This is a genomic window from Cohnella sp. AR92 (assembly GCF_003990975.1).
In the GTDB taxonomy this organism is placed as follows: domain Bacteria; phylum Bacillota; class Bacilli; order Paenibacillales; family Paenibacillaceae; genus Cohnella.
Window position 1 is genome coordinate 29,627 of the sequence record NZ_RZJR01000005.1, and the last position, 16,652, is coordinate 46,278.

The 16,652-nt window shown below is 60.5% G+C and carries 13 protein-coding genes; all 13 read left to right on the plus strand.

What is annotated here, in order from left to right:
- Positions 1 to 167: 167 nt before the first annotated feature.
- The 13 genes from mfd to ELR57_RS08980 all read left to right on the plus strand — a co-directional run bounded on the left by mfd (position 168) and on the right by ELR57_RS08980 (position 16,650).
- Positions 168 to 3,692: a transcription-repair coupling factor gene (gene mfd / locus ELR57_RS08920; protein ID WP_126958689.1), complete on the plus strand. Its 3,525-nt coding sequence runs from the start codon at positions 168 to 170 to the stop codon at positions 3,690 to 3,692.
- Positions 3,679 to 4,752, plus strand: a complete 1,074-nt coding sequence (locus ELR57_RS08925; protein WP_126958690.1) for a peptidylprolyl isomerase — start codon at positions 3,679 to 3,681, stop codon at positions 4,750 to 4,752. The genes mfd and ELR57_RS08925 overlap by 14 nt, the downstream gene beginning before the upstream one ends.
- Before the next feature lie 377 nt (positions 4,753 to 5,129).
- The gene (gene urtA / locus ELR57_RS08930; RefSeq protein ID WP_238162461.1) at positions 5,130 to 6,425 is read left to right on the plus strand and encodes an urea ABC transporter substrate-binding protein; all 1,296 of its coding nucleotides are present in this window, start codon (positions 5,130 to 5,132) and stop codon (positions 6,423 to 6,425) included.
- Between the two features lie 251 nt (positions 6,426 to 6,676).
- Positions 6,677 to 7,582, plus strand: a complete 906-nt coding sequence (gene urtB / locus ELR57_RS08935) for an urea ABC transporter permease subunit UrtB (protein ID WP_126958691.1) — start codon at positions 6,677 to 6,679, stop codon at positions 7,580 to 7,582.
- A gap of 48 nt (positions 7,583 to 7,630) precedes the next feature.
- A complete protein-coding gene (urtC, locus tag ELR57_RS08940; protein WP_126958992.1) occupies positions 7,631 to 8,746 on the plus strand; it encodes an urea ABC transporter permease subunit UrtC in 1,116 nt (371 codons plus the stop codon).
- Positions 8,688 to 9,482, plus strand: coding sequence for an urea ABC transporter ATP-binding protein UrtD (urtD, locus tag ELR57_RS08945; RefSeq protein ID WP_126958692.1), 795 nt, complete (start codon positions 8,688 to 8,690; stop codon positions 9,480 to 9,482). Before urtC ends, urtD begins: the two co-directional genes overlap by 59 nt.
- Positions 9,460 to 10,167, plus strand: coding sequence for an urea ABC transporter ATP-binding subunit UrtE (gene urtE / locus ELR57_RS08950; protein WP_126958693.1), 708 nt, complete (start codon positions 9,460 to 9,462; stop codon positions 10,165 to 10,167). Before urtD ends, urtE begins: the two co-directional genes overlap by 23 nt.
- A 142-nt stretch (positions 10,168 to 10,309) precedes the next feature.
- Positions 10,310 to 11,359: an agmatinase family protein gene (locus ELR57_RS08955; RefSeq protein ID WP_238162463.1), complete on the plus strand. Its 1,050-nt coding sequence runs from the start codon at positions 10,310 to 10,312 to the stop codon at positions 11,357 to 11,359.
- The gene (locus ELR57_RS08960) at positions 11,328 to 12,002 is read left to right on the plus strand and encodes an energy-coupling factor ABC transporter permease (RefSeq protein WP_126958695.1); all 675 of its coding nucleotides are present in this window, start codon (positions 11,328 to 11,330) and stop codon (positions 12,000 to 12,002) included. Before ELR57_RS08955 ends, ELR57_RS08960 begins: the two co-directional genes overlap by 32 nt.
- A complete protein-coding gene (locus tag ELR57_RS08965) occupies positions 11,999 to 12,382 on the plus strand; it encodes a PDGLE domain-containing protein (RefSeq protein WP_126958696.1) in 384 nt (127 codons plus the stop codon). The genes ELR57_RS08960 and ELR57_RS08965 overlap by 4 nt, the downstream gene beginning before the upstream one ends.
- Positions 12,351 to 13,937 carry a cobalt ECF transporter T component CbiQ gene (gene cbiQ, locus ELR57_RS08970; RefSeq protein ID WP_126958697.1) on the plus strand — a complete coding sequence of 529 codons (1,587 nt, stop codon included), beginning with the start codon at positions 12,351 to 12,353 and terminating at the stop codon, positions 13,935 to 13,937. Before ELR57_RS08965 ends, cbiQ begins: the two co-directional genes overlap by 32 nt.
- A gap of 259 nt (positions 13,938 to 14,196) precedes the next feature.
- Positions 14,197 to 14,739 carry a stage V sporulation protein T gene (gene spoVT / locus ELR57_RS08975; RefSeq protein WP_126958698.1) on the plus strand — a complete coding sequence of 181 codons (543 nt, stop codon included), beginning with the start codon at positions 14,197 to 14,199 and terminating at the stop codon, positions 14,737 to 14,739.
- A gap of 243 nt (positions 14,740 to 14,982) precedes the next feature.
- Entirely contained in the window at positions 14,983 to 16,650 is a 1,668-nt protein-coding gene (locus tag ELR57_RS08980; RefSeq protein ID WP_126958699.1) for a polysaccharide biosynthesis protein, read from the plus strand.
- The last annotated feature ends 2 nt before the right edge of the window (positions 16,651 to 16,652 follow it).

Genomic DNA, 16,652 nt, shown 5'->3' on the forward strand with positions numbered 1-16,652 from the left:
TTTTTGAACTTCCTCTATGCCCGCGGCTGCTCCTCTTCGAATGTGCGATTCTTAGCTGATCCCCGCGATGCTTCGCCTGCGTCCCCGATCTCATGAGGATGTTGGATTGCGATTTCGTAAGCAACTGTTTTTGCTTGTTCGGTGCCAGTAATGAAAGGGGAAACGTAATGAAGGCGCTAATGAATACGTTTGCCACAGATCCCGAGCTGGTCTCTATCCTGTCGGGGATTCGGGGAGGCATGCGCGAACAGCTTGTCGCCGGGCTTACCGGGTCCGCAAGACAGGTCATGATAGCAGCGATGTACCGCGAGCTGCAGAGGCCCTTGCTTGTTGTGACGCATAACATGTTCTCCGCCCAGAAGATGGCGGAGGATCTGCAAGAGTGCTTGTCCGAAGACGAGGTGCTGATCTATCCGGCTAACGAGCTGATAGCCGCGGAAACGGCTATCTCAAGTCCGGAGACCTCGGCAAGGCGGATGGACGTACTGATACAACTCGCTGGAGGATTCCGCGGGGTTATTGTCGTGCCGTTCTCCGGGGTTCGCCGGTTCCAGCCGGATCGCCAGACGATCTCGCAAGCCATGATCTCTCTTAAAGTCGGCGATTCCTTGCCGATGAACCAATTCCTCGAGAAGATGATCGGGCTTGGCTACGAGCGGGTGGACCGCGTCGAACAGAAGGGGCATCTGAGCGTTCGCGGAGGCATTGCGGACTTCTATCCGCTGACGTCTCCGGTCGCCGTCCGGGTAGAATGGTTCGACGACGAGATCGATTCGATTCGGACGTTCGACCCTGCGGACCAGAGGTCGGTCGATAAGCTGGATACGTTCCTGGTTCGTCCGTGCCGGGAGATCATCGCCGATTCCAGGCGCTTCGCCAATGCGGCCCAGCATGCGAGCGAGCTGCTGGATATCCAGCTGTCCAAGATGACCGATCGGCAAGCCAAGGAGAAGCTTCAGACCGAAATGTCCAGAGAAATCGATTTCTTGAGACAGAACGTTTATTTCTCCGAAATCTATAAATATATTTCTTTGCTCTATCCGGAGAGACAGACCCTGCTGGATTACGTTCCGAAAGATACGCTTCTGCTCATGGATGAGCCGAATCGCCTGACCGAGACGGCGCGCCAGCTGGAGCGGGACGAGATGGAATGGACGACCCACCTGCTGCAGCAGGGCAAGTCGCTTCCAAGCTTCGTTCTGGCTCTAAGCGCGGAGCAAAGCTTGTATCCAAAGATGTTCCAGGTCGTCTACCTGTCGCTGTTCGTCCGCCAGATTCCGCATACCCAGCCGCAGAATATCGTCAACTTCGTCTGCCGCTCCATGCAGAACTTCCATGGGCAGATGAACGTCCTTAAGACGGAGATGGAGCGTTGGCGCAAGAGCGGCTGCCATATCGTCATGCTGGCCGGCAACGCGGAGCGGGCCGACCGGATGAGGAGGGTGCTCGACGATTACCACATCGAGCTTCCGGATATCTCGGAAGGGAACCTTCAGAGCGGCTTCGAGCTGCCTTCCGTTAAGCTCGTCGTCATCACGGAAGGCGAGATGTTCACGCAGAAGCAGCGCAAGGCGCGCCGCGTGGATCGCCGGATGGACAATGCCGAGCGGATCAAGAGCTATACCGAGCTGAAGGTCGGAGACTATGTCGTTCATCAGAACCATGGCATCGGCAAGTACCTGGGTATCGGAACGCTGGAGATCAATGGGATTCATAAGGATTATCTGCATGTCGTCTATGCCGGAGGAGACCGTCTCTCCATTCCGGTAGAGCAATTCGATCTCATTCAGAAGTATGTCGGATCGGACGAGAAGGAGCCGAAAGTCAGCAAGCTCGGCGGCTCCGAGTGGACGCGCGCGAAGACGAAGGCTCGCTCCTCCGTTAAGGATATCGCCGACGATCTCATTAAGCTGTACGCCGAGAGGCAAGCGACATCCGGCTTCGCCTTCGGCGAGGATACGCCATACCAGCAGGAATTCGAGGCGATGTTCCCGTACGAGGAGACGCCCGACCAGCTTCGCGCGATAGAAGAGATCAAGAAGGATATGCAACTTTCGCGGCCGATGGACCGTCTACTGTGCGGAGATGTCGGCTATGGCAAGACAGAGGTTGCGGTACGCGCCGCCTTCAAGGCGGCGATCGAGGGCAAGCAAGTCGCGGTGCTGGTTCCGACCACGATTCTGGCGCAGCAGCATTACGAGACGTTCCGCGAGCGGTTCTCCGGCTATCCGTTCCAGATACGGGTACTGAGCCGCTTCCGTTCCCGCAAGGAGCAGAACGAGACGATCAAGGGAGTCAAGGCCGGAACGGTCGACGTGGTGATCGGCACCCACCGCCTGCTCTCCCAGGATCTCGTATTCAAGGATCTCGGGCTTCTGATCGTCGACGAGGAGCAGAGGTTCGGCGTCTCCCACAAGGAGAAGCTGAAGCGGCTCAAGACGAACGTCGACGTGCTGACCCTTACGGCGACGCCTATCCCGCGCACCTTGCATATGTCCATGCTCGGCGTCCGGGATCTGTCCGTTATCGAGACGCCTCCGGAGAACCGGTTCCCGGTGCAAACCTATGTCGTCGAGTACAGCCCGACTCTCGTTCGCGAAGCGATCGAGAGAGAGTTGGCCCGCAACGGCCAAGTCTACTTCCTCTACAATCGGGTCCAGGGCATCTACCAGATGGCGGAGCAGATCAACGCGCTCGTTCCCGATGCGCGCGTGGCCGTCGCTCACGGCCAGATGTCGGAGCAGGAGCTGGAGAGGACGATTCTCGACTTCCTTGACGGCGAATTCGACGTCCTGGTCAGCACGAGCATCATCGAGACGGGCGTCGACATTCCGAACGTCAACACTCTTCTTGTTCACGACGCGGACAAGATGGGGTTGTCCCAGCTGTACCAGCTTCGCGGCCGGGTGGGCAGATCGAACCGCATCGCTTATGCTTACTTCACTTATCAACGGGATAAGGTGCTTAACGAAATCGCCGAGAAAAGGCTGCAATCGATCAAGGAGTTCACCGAGCTGGGCTCGGGCTTCAAGATCGCCATGCGCGACCTCTCGATCCGCGGCGCCGGCAACCTACTGGGTGGGGAGCAGCACGGCTTCATCGCTTCGGTAGGCTTCGATCTCTACTCGCAGATGCTCGCGGAAGAGATTCAAGCTCGCAAGCTGGAGCGTTTCGGCAGCCAGGAGCAGCCGGAGATTCCGGTCAATACTCAGCTCGATCTTGGCGTGGATGCGTATCTGCCGCCGGAATATATCTACGACAGCATCCAGAAGATCGAGATCTACAAGAAGGTGGCGGCCGCCGCGTCGATGGACGACGTGACGGATATCTTCGACGAACTGACCGACCGCTTCGGAGATCCTCCGAAGTCGGTCTTGAATTTGCTTGCGGTTGCCCGGCTCAAGGTATTCGGGCGCCAATACGGCATCGAGTCGATCAACAAGCGCGGAGACGAGGTTCTCATCAAGATCGAAGCCCGCCGCCGCGAGCTGATGGACGAGACCAAGCTGAAGGCGCTCGAGCAGAAGCTCAAAGGCAAACTCCAGTTGCAGAGCATGTCCCCCCAGCCGACGATGAAGCTGTTCGTTCGAGGCATGAACGACGACGCCATGTTGGCATTTGTCGAAGAGTTTCTGGTACAATACAAAGAAGTGAACAAAATTAAGGGGGAATTACAGGATGTCGCACCCTAAGCGCAGCTCCTATGGCCGGTTTGCGATCATGCTGCTGGTCGTCGGGCTGATCGTCAGCTTAGCCGCTGGCTGCGGGAAGAAAGAGAACGGTAAAAAGGTCATAGCGGAATACGAAGGCGGACAAGTTACCGCTGACGAATTCAAGTCCTATAAGACGTTCCTGAAGGTCGTTAACCCGACTTACGCAAGCATTATGGAAGAGGATTCCGTTCAAGAAAGCATCCTGACTTCATACATCGGGTTCAAGATTCTTGGCGATCGCGCATCCGACGAAGCCAAGAAGCAAGGGACAGAGACGGCGAACACGCAATTCGATTCGATGAAGAAGCAGATCGAAGCGGATGCGAACACGAAGAAGTCGGTCGAGGACCTCATGAAGGAAGGCGGCCTGACCTACGATCAGCTGAAGACCTTCATGACCAGCCAGCTTATCGCGATGCAGGACGCCGATCTGAAGGTGACGGACGATCAGATCTCCACCTACTATAACGAGAACAAGGCTTCGTTTAATTACGCGACCGTACGCCACATTCTGATCGGCTTCACGGATAAGGACGGCAAGACTCGCGAGAAGGCCGACGCGCTGAAGCTCGCGCAAGAAGTGAAGCAGAAGCTGGTGGACGGCGGCGACTGGAAGGAACTGGCGAAGCAATACTCCGACGATACCGGTTCTTCCGAGAACGGCGGCCTGTATGAGAAGGTCAACCCGGACAACTGGGTCGAAGAATTCAAGAAAGCGGCCAACACGCAGCCGCTGAACGAGATCGGCGATCCGGTGGAGACCGAATACGGCTATCACGTCATCAAGGTGGAAGCCCGCGGCACGAAGACGCTGGAAGAATCCAAGGAGACGATCAAATCGACGCTCAGCAACCAGATCATCGACAAGTTCATGTCGGACGAGCTGCCGGGCCTGATCAAGAAGATGGACGTCGTCAAGCCTAGCGCTTCCCCGTCGGCAAGCGCATCGCCATCGGCATCCGCTTCGGCAAGCCCGTCGGCGAGCCCATCGGCATCCCCGAGCCCGGAAGCTTCCGCTTCGGCGTCGGCGAGCAAGTAATCGAATAGCCAAACCGCACATAAGCCTCAGGATCCAAATCGGATCCTGAGGCTTATTCCATGTTCTGTCGAAATCCCGAATGGAATGCGCTTTCCTTATAATCCAAACGGATGGCTGGCGAATAGTATGTTATATAACATTACACAACTTAGAAAATCAGAGGTCTAATTGCCTAAATAGCGTAATTAAATATAACGTATAAGGCGCGAAAAAAAGAAGAAAAACTGAACAACAGGCGAACTAGCACTATTTTTGTTAGGTTTATTGACGCAATTGTTAGCCTCCCCCTATAATTGGCTCACGAACGGTCGGACTCATTCCGAGCCTGAATGTTCGGATATAGAGAATAAACCAATAGGATGGGGAGTGTATGAAGGATGGGGAGAGGTTGGCTGAAGGGTTCCGTGATTCTGATTGCGCTAGGCATGGTCTTGGCGGCTTGCGGCAGCAACAATAATAATCAAGGAGCCGCATCGCCGTCCGCTTCCTCGCCTACGCCGTCGGCATCGCCGTCTGAATCGGCATCAGGCGAGGCAAGTCCGGCAGCTAACGATGGCGGAACGGTGAAGGTAGGGGTGCTTCACTCCCTAAGCGGTACGATGGCGATCAGCGAGGTGTCCGTCAAGGATGCGGAGCTGCTTGCCATCGACGAGATCAACGCGAAGGGCGGAGTACTAGGCAAGAAGATCGAGCCGGTTATCGAAGACGGCGCGTCCGACTGGCCGACCTTCGCCGAGAAGGCGCGCAAGCTGATCTCGGAAGACAAGGTGGCGACGGTGTTCGGCGGCTGGACGTCCGCGAGCCGCAAAGCCATGCTGCCGGTCTTCGAGGAATTGAAGGGGCTTCTCTGGTACCCGGTCCAGTACGAAGGGATGGAGAGTTCTCCTAATATCTTCTACACCGGCGCGACGACGAACCAGCAGATTGTCCCTGCGGTCGATTGGCTGCTAGAGAACAAGGGCAAGAAGTTCTACCTCCTCGGCTCCGACTATGTCTTCCCCCAAACGGCCAACAAGATTATCAAAGCCCAGCTCAAAGCCAAGGGCGGAGAACTCGTCGGCGAAGAATACACTCCTCTCGGCCATACCGACTATTCCACGATCATCGCCAAGATTCAAGCAGCGAAGCCGGACGTCGTGTTCAACACGCTGAACGGCGACAGCAACGTAGCTTTCTTCAAGCAATTGAAGGATGCGGGCATAACCTCCAAGGACCTCACGACCTTGTCCGTGAGCATCGCCGAAGAAGAAGCGCGCGGGATCGGCCCCGACATTCTTCAAGGACACCTCGTCGCCTGGAACTACTACCAGACGACCGATACGCCGGAGAACAAGACGTTCGTCGAGAACTACAAGAAGAAATACGGCTCCGACCGGGTGACCGACGATCCGATCGAAGCCGGCTACGTCGCCGTCTACTTGTGGGCGGCAGCCGTCGAGAAGGCCGGTTCGTTCGACGTCGACAAGGTTAAGGCAGCGGCCAAGGGAGTCGAATTCAACGCTCCGGAGGGCAAGGTGACGATCGACGGCGATAACCAGCATATCCTGAAGACCGTCCGCATCGGAGAGCTGCAGGCCGACGGAATGATCAAGGAGCTGTGGAATTCCGGCAGCCCCGTCGTGCCGGACCCTTACCTCAAAACCTACGATTGGGCGGCAGGTTTAAGCAAATAACCGCGCGGCGCACTCAATAAGAACGGTGGCTATTAAGAACGATAGCTAACGAAGGGCGAATCGGATTCTCGGATTCGCAAGCAACGCAGCATTCGCAATCAGCATTCACAATCAGCATTCACAATCAGTGTTCGCCATACTGCATTCGCAATCGGCATTCACCAGCGAAGGGAGCCCCACCTCGGCCGCCGCGCCGATCCGGGGGACCCTTCGCTTGCACCGTCAATGGAAGCGGCCGGGGAGGGAACGGAATGGCTTTGTGGCTTACGCAATTGTTCAACGGGCTAAGCGTCAGCTCCATCCTGCTGTTGATCGCGCTCGGCTTGGCGATTACCTTCGGTCTGATGCGCGTCATCAACATGGCGCACGGCGAATTCATCATGATCGGCGCCTACGCGGCGTATCTCATGCAGAAGATCTTCCAAGACTCGCTCCCGGGAAGCTGGTTCGGCGCTTATTTTCCGCTCGCCATCGTCTTCAGCTTCGTCCTGGCCTTCACGATCGGCTACCTTCTCGAAACGACGCTCATTCGCTTCCTGTACGGGAGACCGCTGGACAGCTTGCTGGCGACCTGGGGAGTCGGATTGGTTCTGCAGCAGCTGGCCCGTTCGATCTTCGGAGCGCCGAACGTGGGCGTGACCAGTCCGTCCTGGCTGGATGGGGGCTTGAGGGTGATGACGGGCGTCGTGTTCCCCTATAAGCGGCTCTTTATCATCGGATTGGTCATCCTCTGCCTGCTCGCGATGTACTTCTACATTTACCGCAGCAATCCGGGGCGCCGAATGCAGGCGGTCATGCAGAATCGGGACATGGCGGCGTGTCTTGGCATCTCCACGCGGAGAGTCGACTCCACCACCTTCGCGATCGGCTCGGGCATCGCCGGGATCGCGGGCTGCGCCCTGACGCTGATCGGCCCGATCGGCCCGACGATCGGAACGAATTACATCATCGACGCGTTCATGGTGGTCGTGCTCGGAGGCGTCGGCAAGCTGGCGGGAACGCTGGTCGGCGCGCTCGGCATCGGCATGCTGAACATGCTCTTCGAGTGGTGGACGACAGCCTCGCTCGGCAAGGTGCTCGTGTTCCTCTGCATCGTGGCGTTCCTGCAGTGGAAGCCGATGGGCCTGTTCGCGGTCCGCTCTCGTTCGCTGGATTAGCTTGCTAACATGGGAAGGAGGAGGAACGCCATGAACGCATGGAACGCCATGCTGTCTGCCATCTCGCTGCCCCGCGGCAAGCTCTGGCTGTTAGCCGGCTACGGAGCCGCGCTTGCCGTTCTGCTCACGGCTCCTCTCTATCTGAGCGACTTCCGCTTGAACATCCTGGCGAAGTGCCTCGCCTTCGCCATCGCGGCGCTCGGCCTCGATCTCTTATGGGGCTATACGGGCATCCTGAGCCTCGGACACGGGGTGTTCTTCGGACTCGGCGGCTATGCCATGGCGATGCACCTGAAGCTGGTCGCGAGCGGGGATCGGCTTCCCGACTTCATGGACTGGACCGGGGTCACGAAGCTGCCCTGGTTCTGGGAGCCGTTCCGGTACGCCGGGTTCGCCATTCTGATGGGCATCGTCATCCCGTCCGTCCTCGCGTTGATCCTGGGCTTCTTCACGTTCCGCAACCGCATCAAAGGAGTTTATTTTACCATCCTCACGCAAGCGCTCGTCATCATAACCGTCACGCTGTTCGTCGGCCAGCAGAAGTACACCGGCGGCACGAACGGCTTGACCGGTTACGCGGAGCTGTTCGGCGTGCCGCTCAGGAATGCGGGAATGAAGAACGCTCTCTACTTCGCGACGGTAGCCGCTCTCCTCGCCGCCTTTCTCCTCTGCCGGTATCTGGTCAAGAGCCGCCTGGGCAAGGTGCTCCGGGCCATCCGCGACGGCGAGAACCGCGTGCGGTTCCTCGGCTTCGACCCGTCCGTCTACCAGATGGCGGCGTTCGCGGTCTCCGCCGGACTCGCCGGCTTGGCGGGAATGCTCTTCGTGCTTCATGTCGGCATCATCTCTCCATCGATGATGGCGATCGTTCCTTCGGTCGAGATGGTCCTGTGGGTCGCGATCGGAGGAAGAGGAACGCTTGTCGGGGCTGTTATCGGAGCTATCGTCATCAACGAGGCGAAGAGCGGTCTCAGCGAATCGTTCCCGGATATATGGACTTTTTTCCTCGGGGCGTTGTTCATTCTAGTTACGGTATTCCTGCCGGGCGGCCTGGTCGGCCTCTTCCGGCAGGCGAGTCAGAGATTCCGAAGGAGGGAACCAGCGCATGAGCACGACGCAATCGACGTCAGTCCTGTCCTGCGAGAAGGTAACCGTAGCGTTTGACGGCTTCAAGGCGGTTCAAGAGATGGACCTGACGATTCTGCCGGGAGAGCTCCGCTTCCTGATCGGCCCGAACGGCGCCGGCAAAACAACGATGCTGGACGTCATCTGCGGCAAGGTGAAGCCGGTCGGCGGCAAAGTCGTCTTCAACGGCAGGCACGGCGCGGTCGATGTGACGAAGCGGAAGGAGCACGCGATCGCGGAGCTGGGCATCGGGCGGAAGTTCCAGACCCCATCGATCTTCTCCGGGCTTACGGTGGAGGAGAATCTGGAGATCTCCATGTCCCAGAAGCGCGGGGTATTCGCCGCCCTGCGGGCGAAGATGTCGAAGTTCGACCGGATGCGGATCGAGACCGAACTGGACCTGATCGGGCTCCAAGCGAAGAAGCGGCAGCGCGCGGGGCTGCTCTCGCATGGGGAGAAGCAGTGGCTGGAGATCGGGATGATGCTGCTGCAGGAGCCGGAGATTCTGCTGCTCGACGAACCGGTGGCCGGCATGACCGACAAGGAGACGGAGAAGACCGGGGAGCTGCTGAAGCAGATCGTCCGCAAGCGCACGGTCGTCGTCGTCGAGCACGACATGGAATTCGTCCGCCGCTTCGCGAGCTCGGTAACGGTCATGCACGAAGGGAAGCTTCTGAAGGAAGGCAGCATGGACGAGGTGCAGCGGGACGACCGGGTGGCCGAGGTTTATCTGGGCAGAAGGCGGGATGCCGATGTTATCGGTTCAACAGCTTGAATCCGGGTATGGGGAGAGCGTCGTTCTAAGGGGAGTGTCGCTGCAGGTGCAGCCCGGGCAAGTCGTATGCCTGATGGGTCGCAACGGCGTGGGCAAAACCACGCTGATAAAGACGATCATGGGCCTGATCAAGACTAGAAGCGGATCGGTCACTTTCAAGGAGCAGGACATCACCGGCAAGGCGCCGGGGCAAAGAGCGAAGAAGGGGATCGGTTACGTTCCTCAGGGACGGGAGATTTTCTCCCAATTGACCGTGTACGAGAATCTGCGCATCGGGCTGGAAGCCTCCCGGGATTGGGCCGTACGCAAGTCCAAGGTGATTCCTCCCAAGGCGCTCGAGAAGTTCCCCGTCATCCGGGAGATGTACCGCCGCAGGGGCGGGGACTTAAGCGGCGGCCAACAGCAGCAGCTGGCGTTCGCGCGGGCGCTGTCTTCCGACCCGGAGCTCCTGCTTCTCGACGAGCCGTCCGAAGGAATCCAGCCTTCTATCGTCGAGGATATTCGGCAGGTCATCCGTTCCATTCGCCAGGAGGGGAAGACCGCCATCCTTCTCGTGGAGCAGAGCCTCGACTTCGTTCGCAGCGTTGGAGACCGTTTCTATATCATGGAAAAAGGAGCCATCGTCTGGTCCGGAGATCGGGAAGGGTTGGAGGATCCGGCGGTGATGCGCTACTTGACCGTATAGTCGGCAGCCTTCGATAGAAGTCCGCTATTCGAGTCTGCCGGAGATGGTGCCGAGGGAGATGGAGCAGGCTCCGAGCCCTCCTTTTTTTTCGATCGGAATGGAAACGAATTCTTGAGGAGAGAGGCGGAGCGGGATGGGCTTCATGGGCGATCACGGAAGGGAATGGAGGCGGACGGGAAGCCTCTCGGAGCCGAAGAATGGCGATCTTCTCGGAATCGGGGAGGAGACCTCCGGAAGAGAGGGCAAGCCTGCTTTCTTGGGAGCGCCAATCGAGCGGGATTGGAACCGCATTGCCGAATATGACGCCGCGATCGTCGGAGCGCCGTTCGATCTCGGCCATTCGGTCCGGACCGGAACGAGGCTGGGGCCGCTCGCGATCCGCAAGGTATCGGAGCTTTATCAGCCCTTCCACTATCGGACCGGCATCGACTTAAGAGAGCGGCTCCGCTTATGCGATATCGGGGACATGGCGGTCTGCGACAGCGTTCAGACGAGCTTCGACACGATAACCGATGCCGTCTCCCGGTTGATGCGATGCGGAACGATGCCGATCATCCTCGGGGGGGACCATTCCATCGGGTACCCTTGCATTCGGGGAATTGCGGAGAACGTCGAAGGCAACGTCGGCATCATTCACCTAGACCGCCATCTCAACATCGAAGCGAGCGAACGGGACGAGCGCATGCATACGACTCCCTGGTTCCATGCGACGCATATTCCGAACGCTCCGCCCGGCAACCTGGTCCAGATCGGCATCGGTACTTGGCAGGTTCCTCATGCCGGCATTCATGTCAGCGAAGAGAGAGGGACTAACGTCCTGACGATCCATGACGTCGATGAGCTCGGTATCGAGAAGGTCGCGGAGATGGCGTTGGAGATCGCCTGGAAGGGAGCGAGCGCCGTCTACTTGAGCTTCGACCTCGACTCGGTGGACAGCGGCTTCGCCCCGGGAGCGCGAGGGGCGGAGCCGGGAGGCTTCCTGCCCCGGGAAGCTCTTCGGCTCATGGAGCTGGTCGCGCGAGAAGGGCTTGTCGGCATGGAGGTAGCCCATGTGGCGCCCTCCTGCGATCTCGGGGACCAGACCGCGCTCCTCGCCGCGCGCGCGATTCTCGACGTGCTGGCCACGATGCTTCACCATAACAAGCTGGGAGGCGGGAAACATGCACATTCCGGACGGATTTCTGGACGTTAAGGCGTGCGCGGCGACCGGAGCCGCGGCGGCGGTCGCGCTCGGTTACGCGCTCAGCCGTTCCGAAGGGGCATTGAACGCGAAGCTGGTGCCCAAGATCGCCCTGACGGGAGCGTTCGTCTTCGCGGCCCAGATGCTGAACTTCCCGGTTGCGGGAGCGACATCGGGGCACTTCCTCGGCGGCGCGATGGCGGCCATTCTGTTCGGCCCCCGAATAGCGGTTATCCTGATGGCGGCGGTTCTGATCGTTCAGGCGCTGGTGTTCCAGGACGGCGGACTGACGGCGCTGGGCGCGAACATTCTATGTACGGGGGTCATCGGTTCTTACGTCGGCTATGGCGTTTACCGTGCCGGCGGGATGCTGCTGCGCGGCAGGGGAAGCAAGGCGGTCGTCTTCTTCTCCGCCTGGTGCTCCATCGTCGCGGCCGCCGCGGGCGTCGCCCTGCTGCTCGCATGGTCGGGCACGATTCCGCTCGGACTCGCCCTGCGGGCGATGGTCGGCTGGCATAGCCTTATCGGCATCGGAGAAGGTCTCATTACGATGCTGGCGGTCTCTTACCTGACGGAGCGCCAAGCCTTTCCGGCAAGACCCGCTCGCGGCGCCGTCTCGGAACCGGCCCTGGCTGAGGGGACGGTGCTGCGATGAGCCAACTGGAGCAAGGAACCGCCACCGAAGGAAGAAGGGTCGGACGGCGGCTTACCGCCAAGAAGGGCAGATGGCTCCTATTCGGCCTGGCGGCGCTGCTCGCCGGAGGCTTGCTCTCCCTCTTCGCTTCCGGCAAGCCGGACGGCTTGAACCGCGTCGCGGAGGACCACGGCTTCGCGGCGAAGGAGACGGGACGCGGATGGACCGCTTGGCTGTCCGGCTACGAGATGCCGGGAATCGCGTCGCCGCTCTTGAAGGCGGCTGTTGCGGGAGCGGGCGGGGCCGTACTGCTTTTCCTATTGCTCTATGGAGCCATGAAGCTGATCGCGCGCGGAGAGGAGCCCTCGAATGGCCGGACCGACGATCCTGACGCTTCATGAGCCGGATGGGGTGCGGCCGCTGATCAGACGGCCCTCCCTGCGGTTCGGAGTCGTCATTCTCTCTCTTTTTGTCGTTGTCGCCATGTCTCGTCCATGGCCGCTGCTCGTTCTGAGTGCGCTGCTTCTCGTCGCCATTCGCATATGCCGAATTCCATGGCTTCTCCTTCTTCGCCGAATCCTGCTGTTGCTTCCTTTCGGGGCCGGAACGGCGCTTTTGGTTCCTTTTCAGCTGCCGGGGCATGTCGTCTGGGAAGGCTTCGGGATTACCGCTACCCGCGAAGGGATCGACCGGGCGGTCCTCTTGCTGCTCAAGCTGGGCTGCGCCAACCTGTTGATCACTTATCTTCTTGCCGTTACGCCATTGTTCGCGCTGCTCCGTACGCTGCGGCGGTTCGGGGTTCCCGCGCTGCTCCTCGATATCGTTATGATGACCATGCGCTATTTTATCCTGTTGAGAGAAGAGGCGTCGTCCATGCTCCGAGCGCAGCGTTCCCGGGGGCTGATGCTGGAACGGCGGTTCTGGACCGGGAGAACGTATCGGCGGTTCGGGCAGTTCGTCGGCGCGCTGTTCTTGCGGGCTTATCATCGCAGCGAGCGGATCTATGCCGCCATGACGGCCAGAGGGGGAGGCTTACCATCCATGGGAGGGAGAGAAGTCGGCGGAACGGGAAAAAGGGGAATGGGCGGCAATCTTGTCGAAGCCCGCGGATTATCTTATTCATACGGGGATTATCGGGCGTTGGACGGGATCTCCTTCGACATTCCGGCCGGAGCCAAGGTGGCGCTGATGGGTCCGAACGGAGCGGGCAAGTCGACCTTGATCTCGATCTTGAACGGGCTGGAGGGAGCGGCCGGCGGCGAGCTCCGAATGTTCGGGGAGCCGATGACGGAGCGCAGCCGTAGTCGCCTTCGCGGCAGAGTGGGCGTCGTCTATCAGGATCCCGACGACCAGATCTTCTCGACCACGGTAGAGGAGGATGTCGCCTTCGGCCCCCTGAATTTGGGAATGCCCCGCGAAGTAATTATGGAACGAGTTGACAGAGCGCTGGGCTCCGTCGGAATGAGGGAGCATCGGGATCGCTCGCCGTTCGAATTGAGCTATGGGCAGAAGCGCAGAGTAGCCATTGCCGGGGTGCTGGCCATGATGCCGGAGCTCCTCATTCTGGACGAACCGATGTCTTTTCTCGATCCGAGGGGCCGAGATGAGCTGCAGGCTCTGCTGGAGAGCATGCACTTGATGGGCATGACGATCATGGTGGCTACTCATGACGTGGACTTCGCGGCGGAATGGGCCGATGTCGTGCTGCTGCTTAAGGACGGACGCCTGCTGGCCAGCGGTTCGGCGGAATTGCTGTTCGACGACGGGCTCATCGAAGAAGCGTCGCTGCATCTGCCCCGGCTGGCAAGGCCTTTCCGCCTGCTTCAGGGAGTCGGTCATTCCCGGCCGCGCAACGTCCGGGATGCGGCGCAGCTTATCTGGAAGCTGCTGAGAAGAGGGCCGGAGCCGAGCGATTCCGCCGGAAGGACGGCTGTCTCGAGCAGATACTACAAATAATGGAACGGGAACTCGGCCTTCGCTCGGCCCGCTAGAAAAACGCGCCATTCAGGGTTGCCAAGTTCGGCTGACGATAATCTCCATCGGTGGGCAAGCGCATAAGAAATTGGGAGGGGTTGAATACTATGCCCAAGTTCAAGGTCACCTTTCTAACCAATGGACAACGGTTCGTCATACAAGCCTAACGCAAGCCAGAAGTCTCAAGCGGCAGGCTGATTCCAAGGTTTATTACATCCAAGAAAGTGGGGCAACACGAGCTATGAAAGCAACCGGGATAGTACGTCGCATTGATGACCTCGGTCGGGTCGTTATTCCAAAGGAAATTCGCCGCACGCTCCGCATTCGCGAAGGGGATCCGCTCGAGATCTTCGTGGATCGAGACGGAGAAGTCATTCTCAAGAAGTATTCGCCGATTGGAGAACTAGGCGACTTCGCGAAGGAGTATGCCGAATCGCTGCACGAGAGCACGGGCCACATTGCGATCATCTCGGACCGGGATACCTTCATTGCCGTGGCTGGCGCCTCCAAGAAAGAGTACCTGGACAAGCCGGTCGGCGGCATGCTGGAGAATTGCATGGACAACCGTAAAATCATCGTCGAATCGCAGTCGGGCAGCTACGAGATCCAACGCGACAACGCCGAGATGTTCAGCTCGTTCGCGATGGCTCCGATCGTGGCGGGCGGAGACCCAATCGGCACGGTTCTTCTGATCAGCAAGGAAGACAACGTGAAGATGGGCGAGCTCGAGAGCAAGATGGTCGAGACGGCCGCCGGCTTCCTGGCTAAGCAAATGGAACAATAGGACGTTCTCTCTTAGCAAGTTTCGCTTGATCGAAAATAAAAGCTTCCCGGCGGCGGAACGATCGTGAACGTTCCCATGGCGGCGGAGCTTTTTCTTATGGATTCGGTCGTCGAGAGGACGGCCGGATCGAGGCAGGAAGGGGCCGGGACGAGCCTTCGCGCGGAATATGCTATAATGCTTCATGGATGGTTAACCAATCTTTGCGCCAATCGTTGCGTTTGATGCCGGGGAAAGGAATGCGCCATGAAGACGGTTAGGAGGAAATCCGAAGGAGGGGGCTCCGCCCTGTGGCAGGGCGCGGCTCTCTTGGGAGGAGCCGCCCTGCTCTCGAAGGTGATCGGCACGTTCCAGAAGATCCCGCTGCAGAACCTTGCCGGCGATCAGGTCTTCGGTCTCTACAGCGCCGTTTACTCGCTCGCCGTGATGTGGATGACGCTGGCTTCGGCGGGGGTCCCCGTCGCCGTGTCCGTGCTTGTCGCGGAACGGTCGGCGGCAGGCAACGAGGACGGAGCGCGGCGCGTGCTCCGGTATTCCCTGGGCGTTCTGACCGTTAGCGGACTTCTCGCGTTCGCGATCCTGATGCTGGGGGCGGATGCGTTCGCGAGGTGGATGGGCGTCGGCGACGCGGCTCAAGCGATCCGCACGTCCTCGCTGGCGCTGCTGTTCGCTCCGATGACCGCGGCACTCCGCGGTTATTCGCAAGGGCGGATGCGGATGCTCGCTCCGGCCGTATCGCAGCTCTCCGAGCAGACGGCCCGCGTCGCGTTCATGCTCATCGCCCTTCTGTGGGCGATAGACAGCTCCTGGTCGCCGGGCGCGACGGCCGCTGCGGTTCACGGAGGGCTCGCGGTCGGCGGGGCGGCCGGGCTTGCGGCGATGCTGGCGATGAGCCTTAGGGATCGGAAGGAGGGAGCGCCTAGGGTCGAACCCGACGCGCCCAAGACATTCGAGCCGGAATCCCGCTCGGCGCTGCTTCGCCGAATTGTGGCGGTCGCGCTGCCGGTTGCGGCCGGTTCGATCGTCGCGCCGCTGTTCGGGCTGATCGACGCCTTCACGCTGCCGCGCCTGCTTCAGCACGCGGGCGCGACGGCTGCGGAGGCGATGGCCTCCTTCGGCGAGTACAATCGGGGCATCGCTCTGCTGCAGCTGATCGTCATGGCGGCGGGCGGCGCGGCCGGAGCGCTCGTGCCCGCGTTGACGGCGGCCCGGACGCGAGGCGACCTGGCCGGCCAGCGGGAGCAGGCGGCATTCGCCCTTCGGCTCGGCTGGTGGTTCGGCGGAGCGGCCGCCGTCGGGCTCGCTCTCTTGGCCGGGCCGATCAACATCGCCTTGTTCGCCGATGCTCACGGCACCGCGGCCATGGCGATTCTGGCTTTCGCGGCCTTGGGCGGCACGCTCCAGGCGGTCAGCGCCTCGCTGCTGCAAGGGCTCGGCGACCTTCGCTCGCCCGCCGTCCACCTGGCGGCGGCCATGCTCGTCAAGGCGGCGCTCAACGCGCTGCTCGCGCCCAGCCTGGGCATAGACGGCGCCGCCATCGCCGCGCTGGCCGCCTACGGCTCGGCCGCGCTGCTGAACGCGCTCGCGCTGCGCCGCCGCATGCCGCCGCGCCCGGCCGTCGCCGGAACCGCCTCGCGCTCCGGCGCGCGCCTTGCGCTGGCGCTCGGCGCCATGGCGGCGGCCGTCGCCTTGCTCGCGGCGCTGCTCGACGCCCTGACGCGCGGCCTTGGGCCTCGCGTCGCCGCGCTCCTGACCGCGCTGCCGTGCATCGCGGCAGGCGCTCTCGTCTTCGCGGCGGCGCTCGTCGCCTTCGGCGCCGCGGCTCCGCGCGACTGGCGGGCGCTCCCCGGCTGCGGCGAGGGCTCGCGGCTGGACCGCTGGCTGAGGCGGCTTCGACCGCAGCAGCCTCTGTAGCC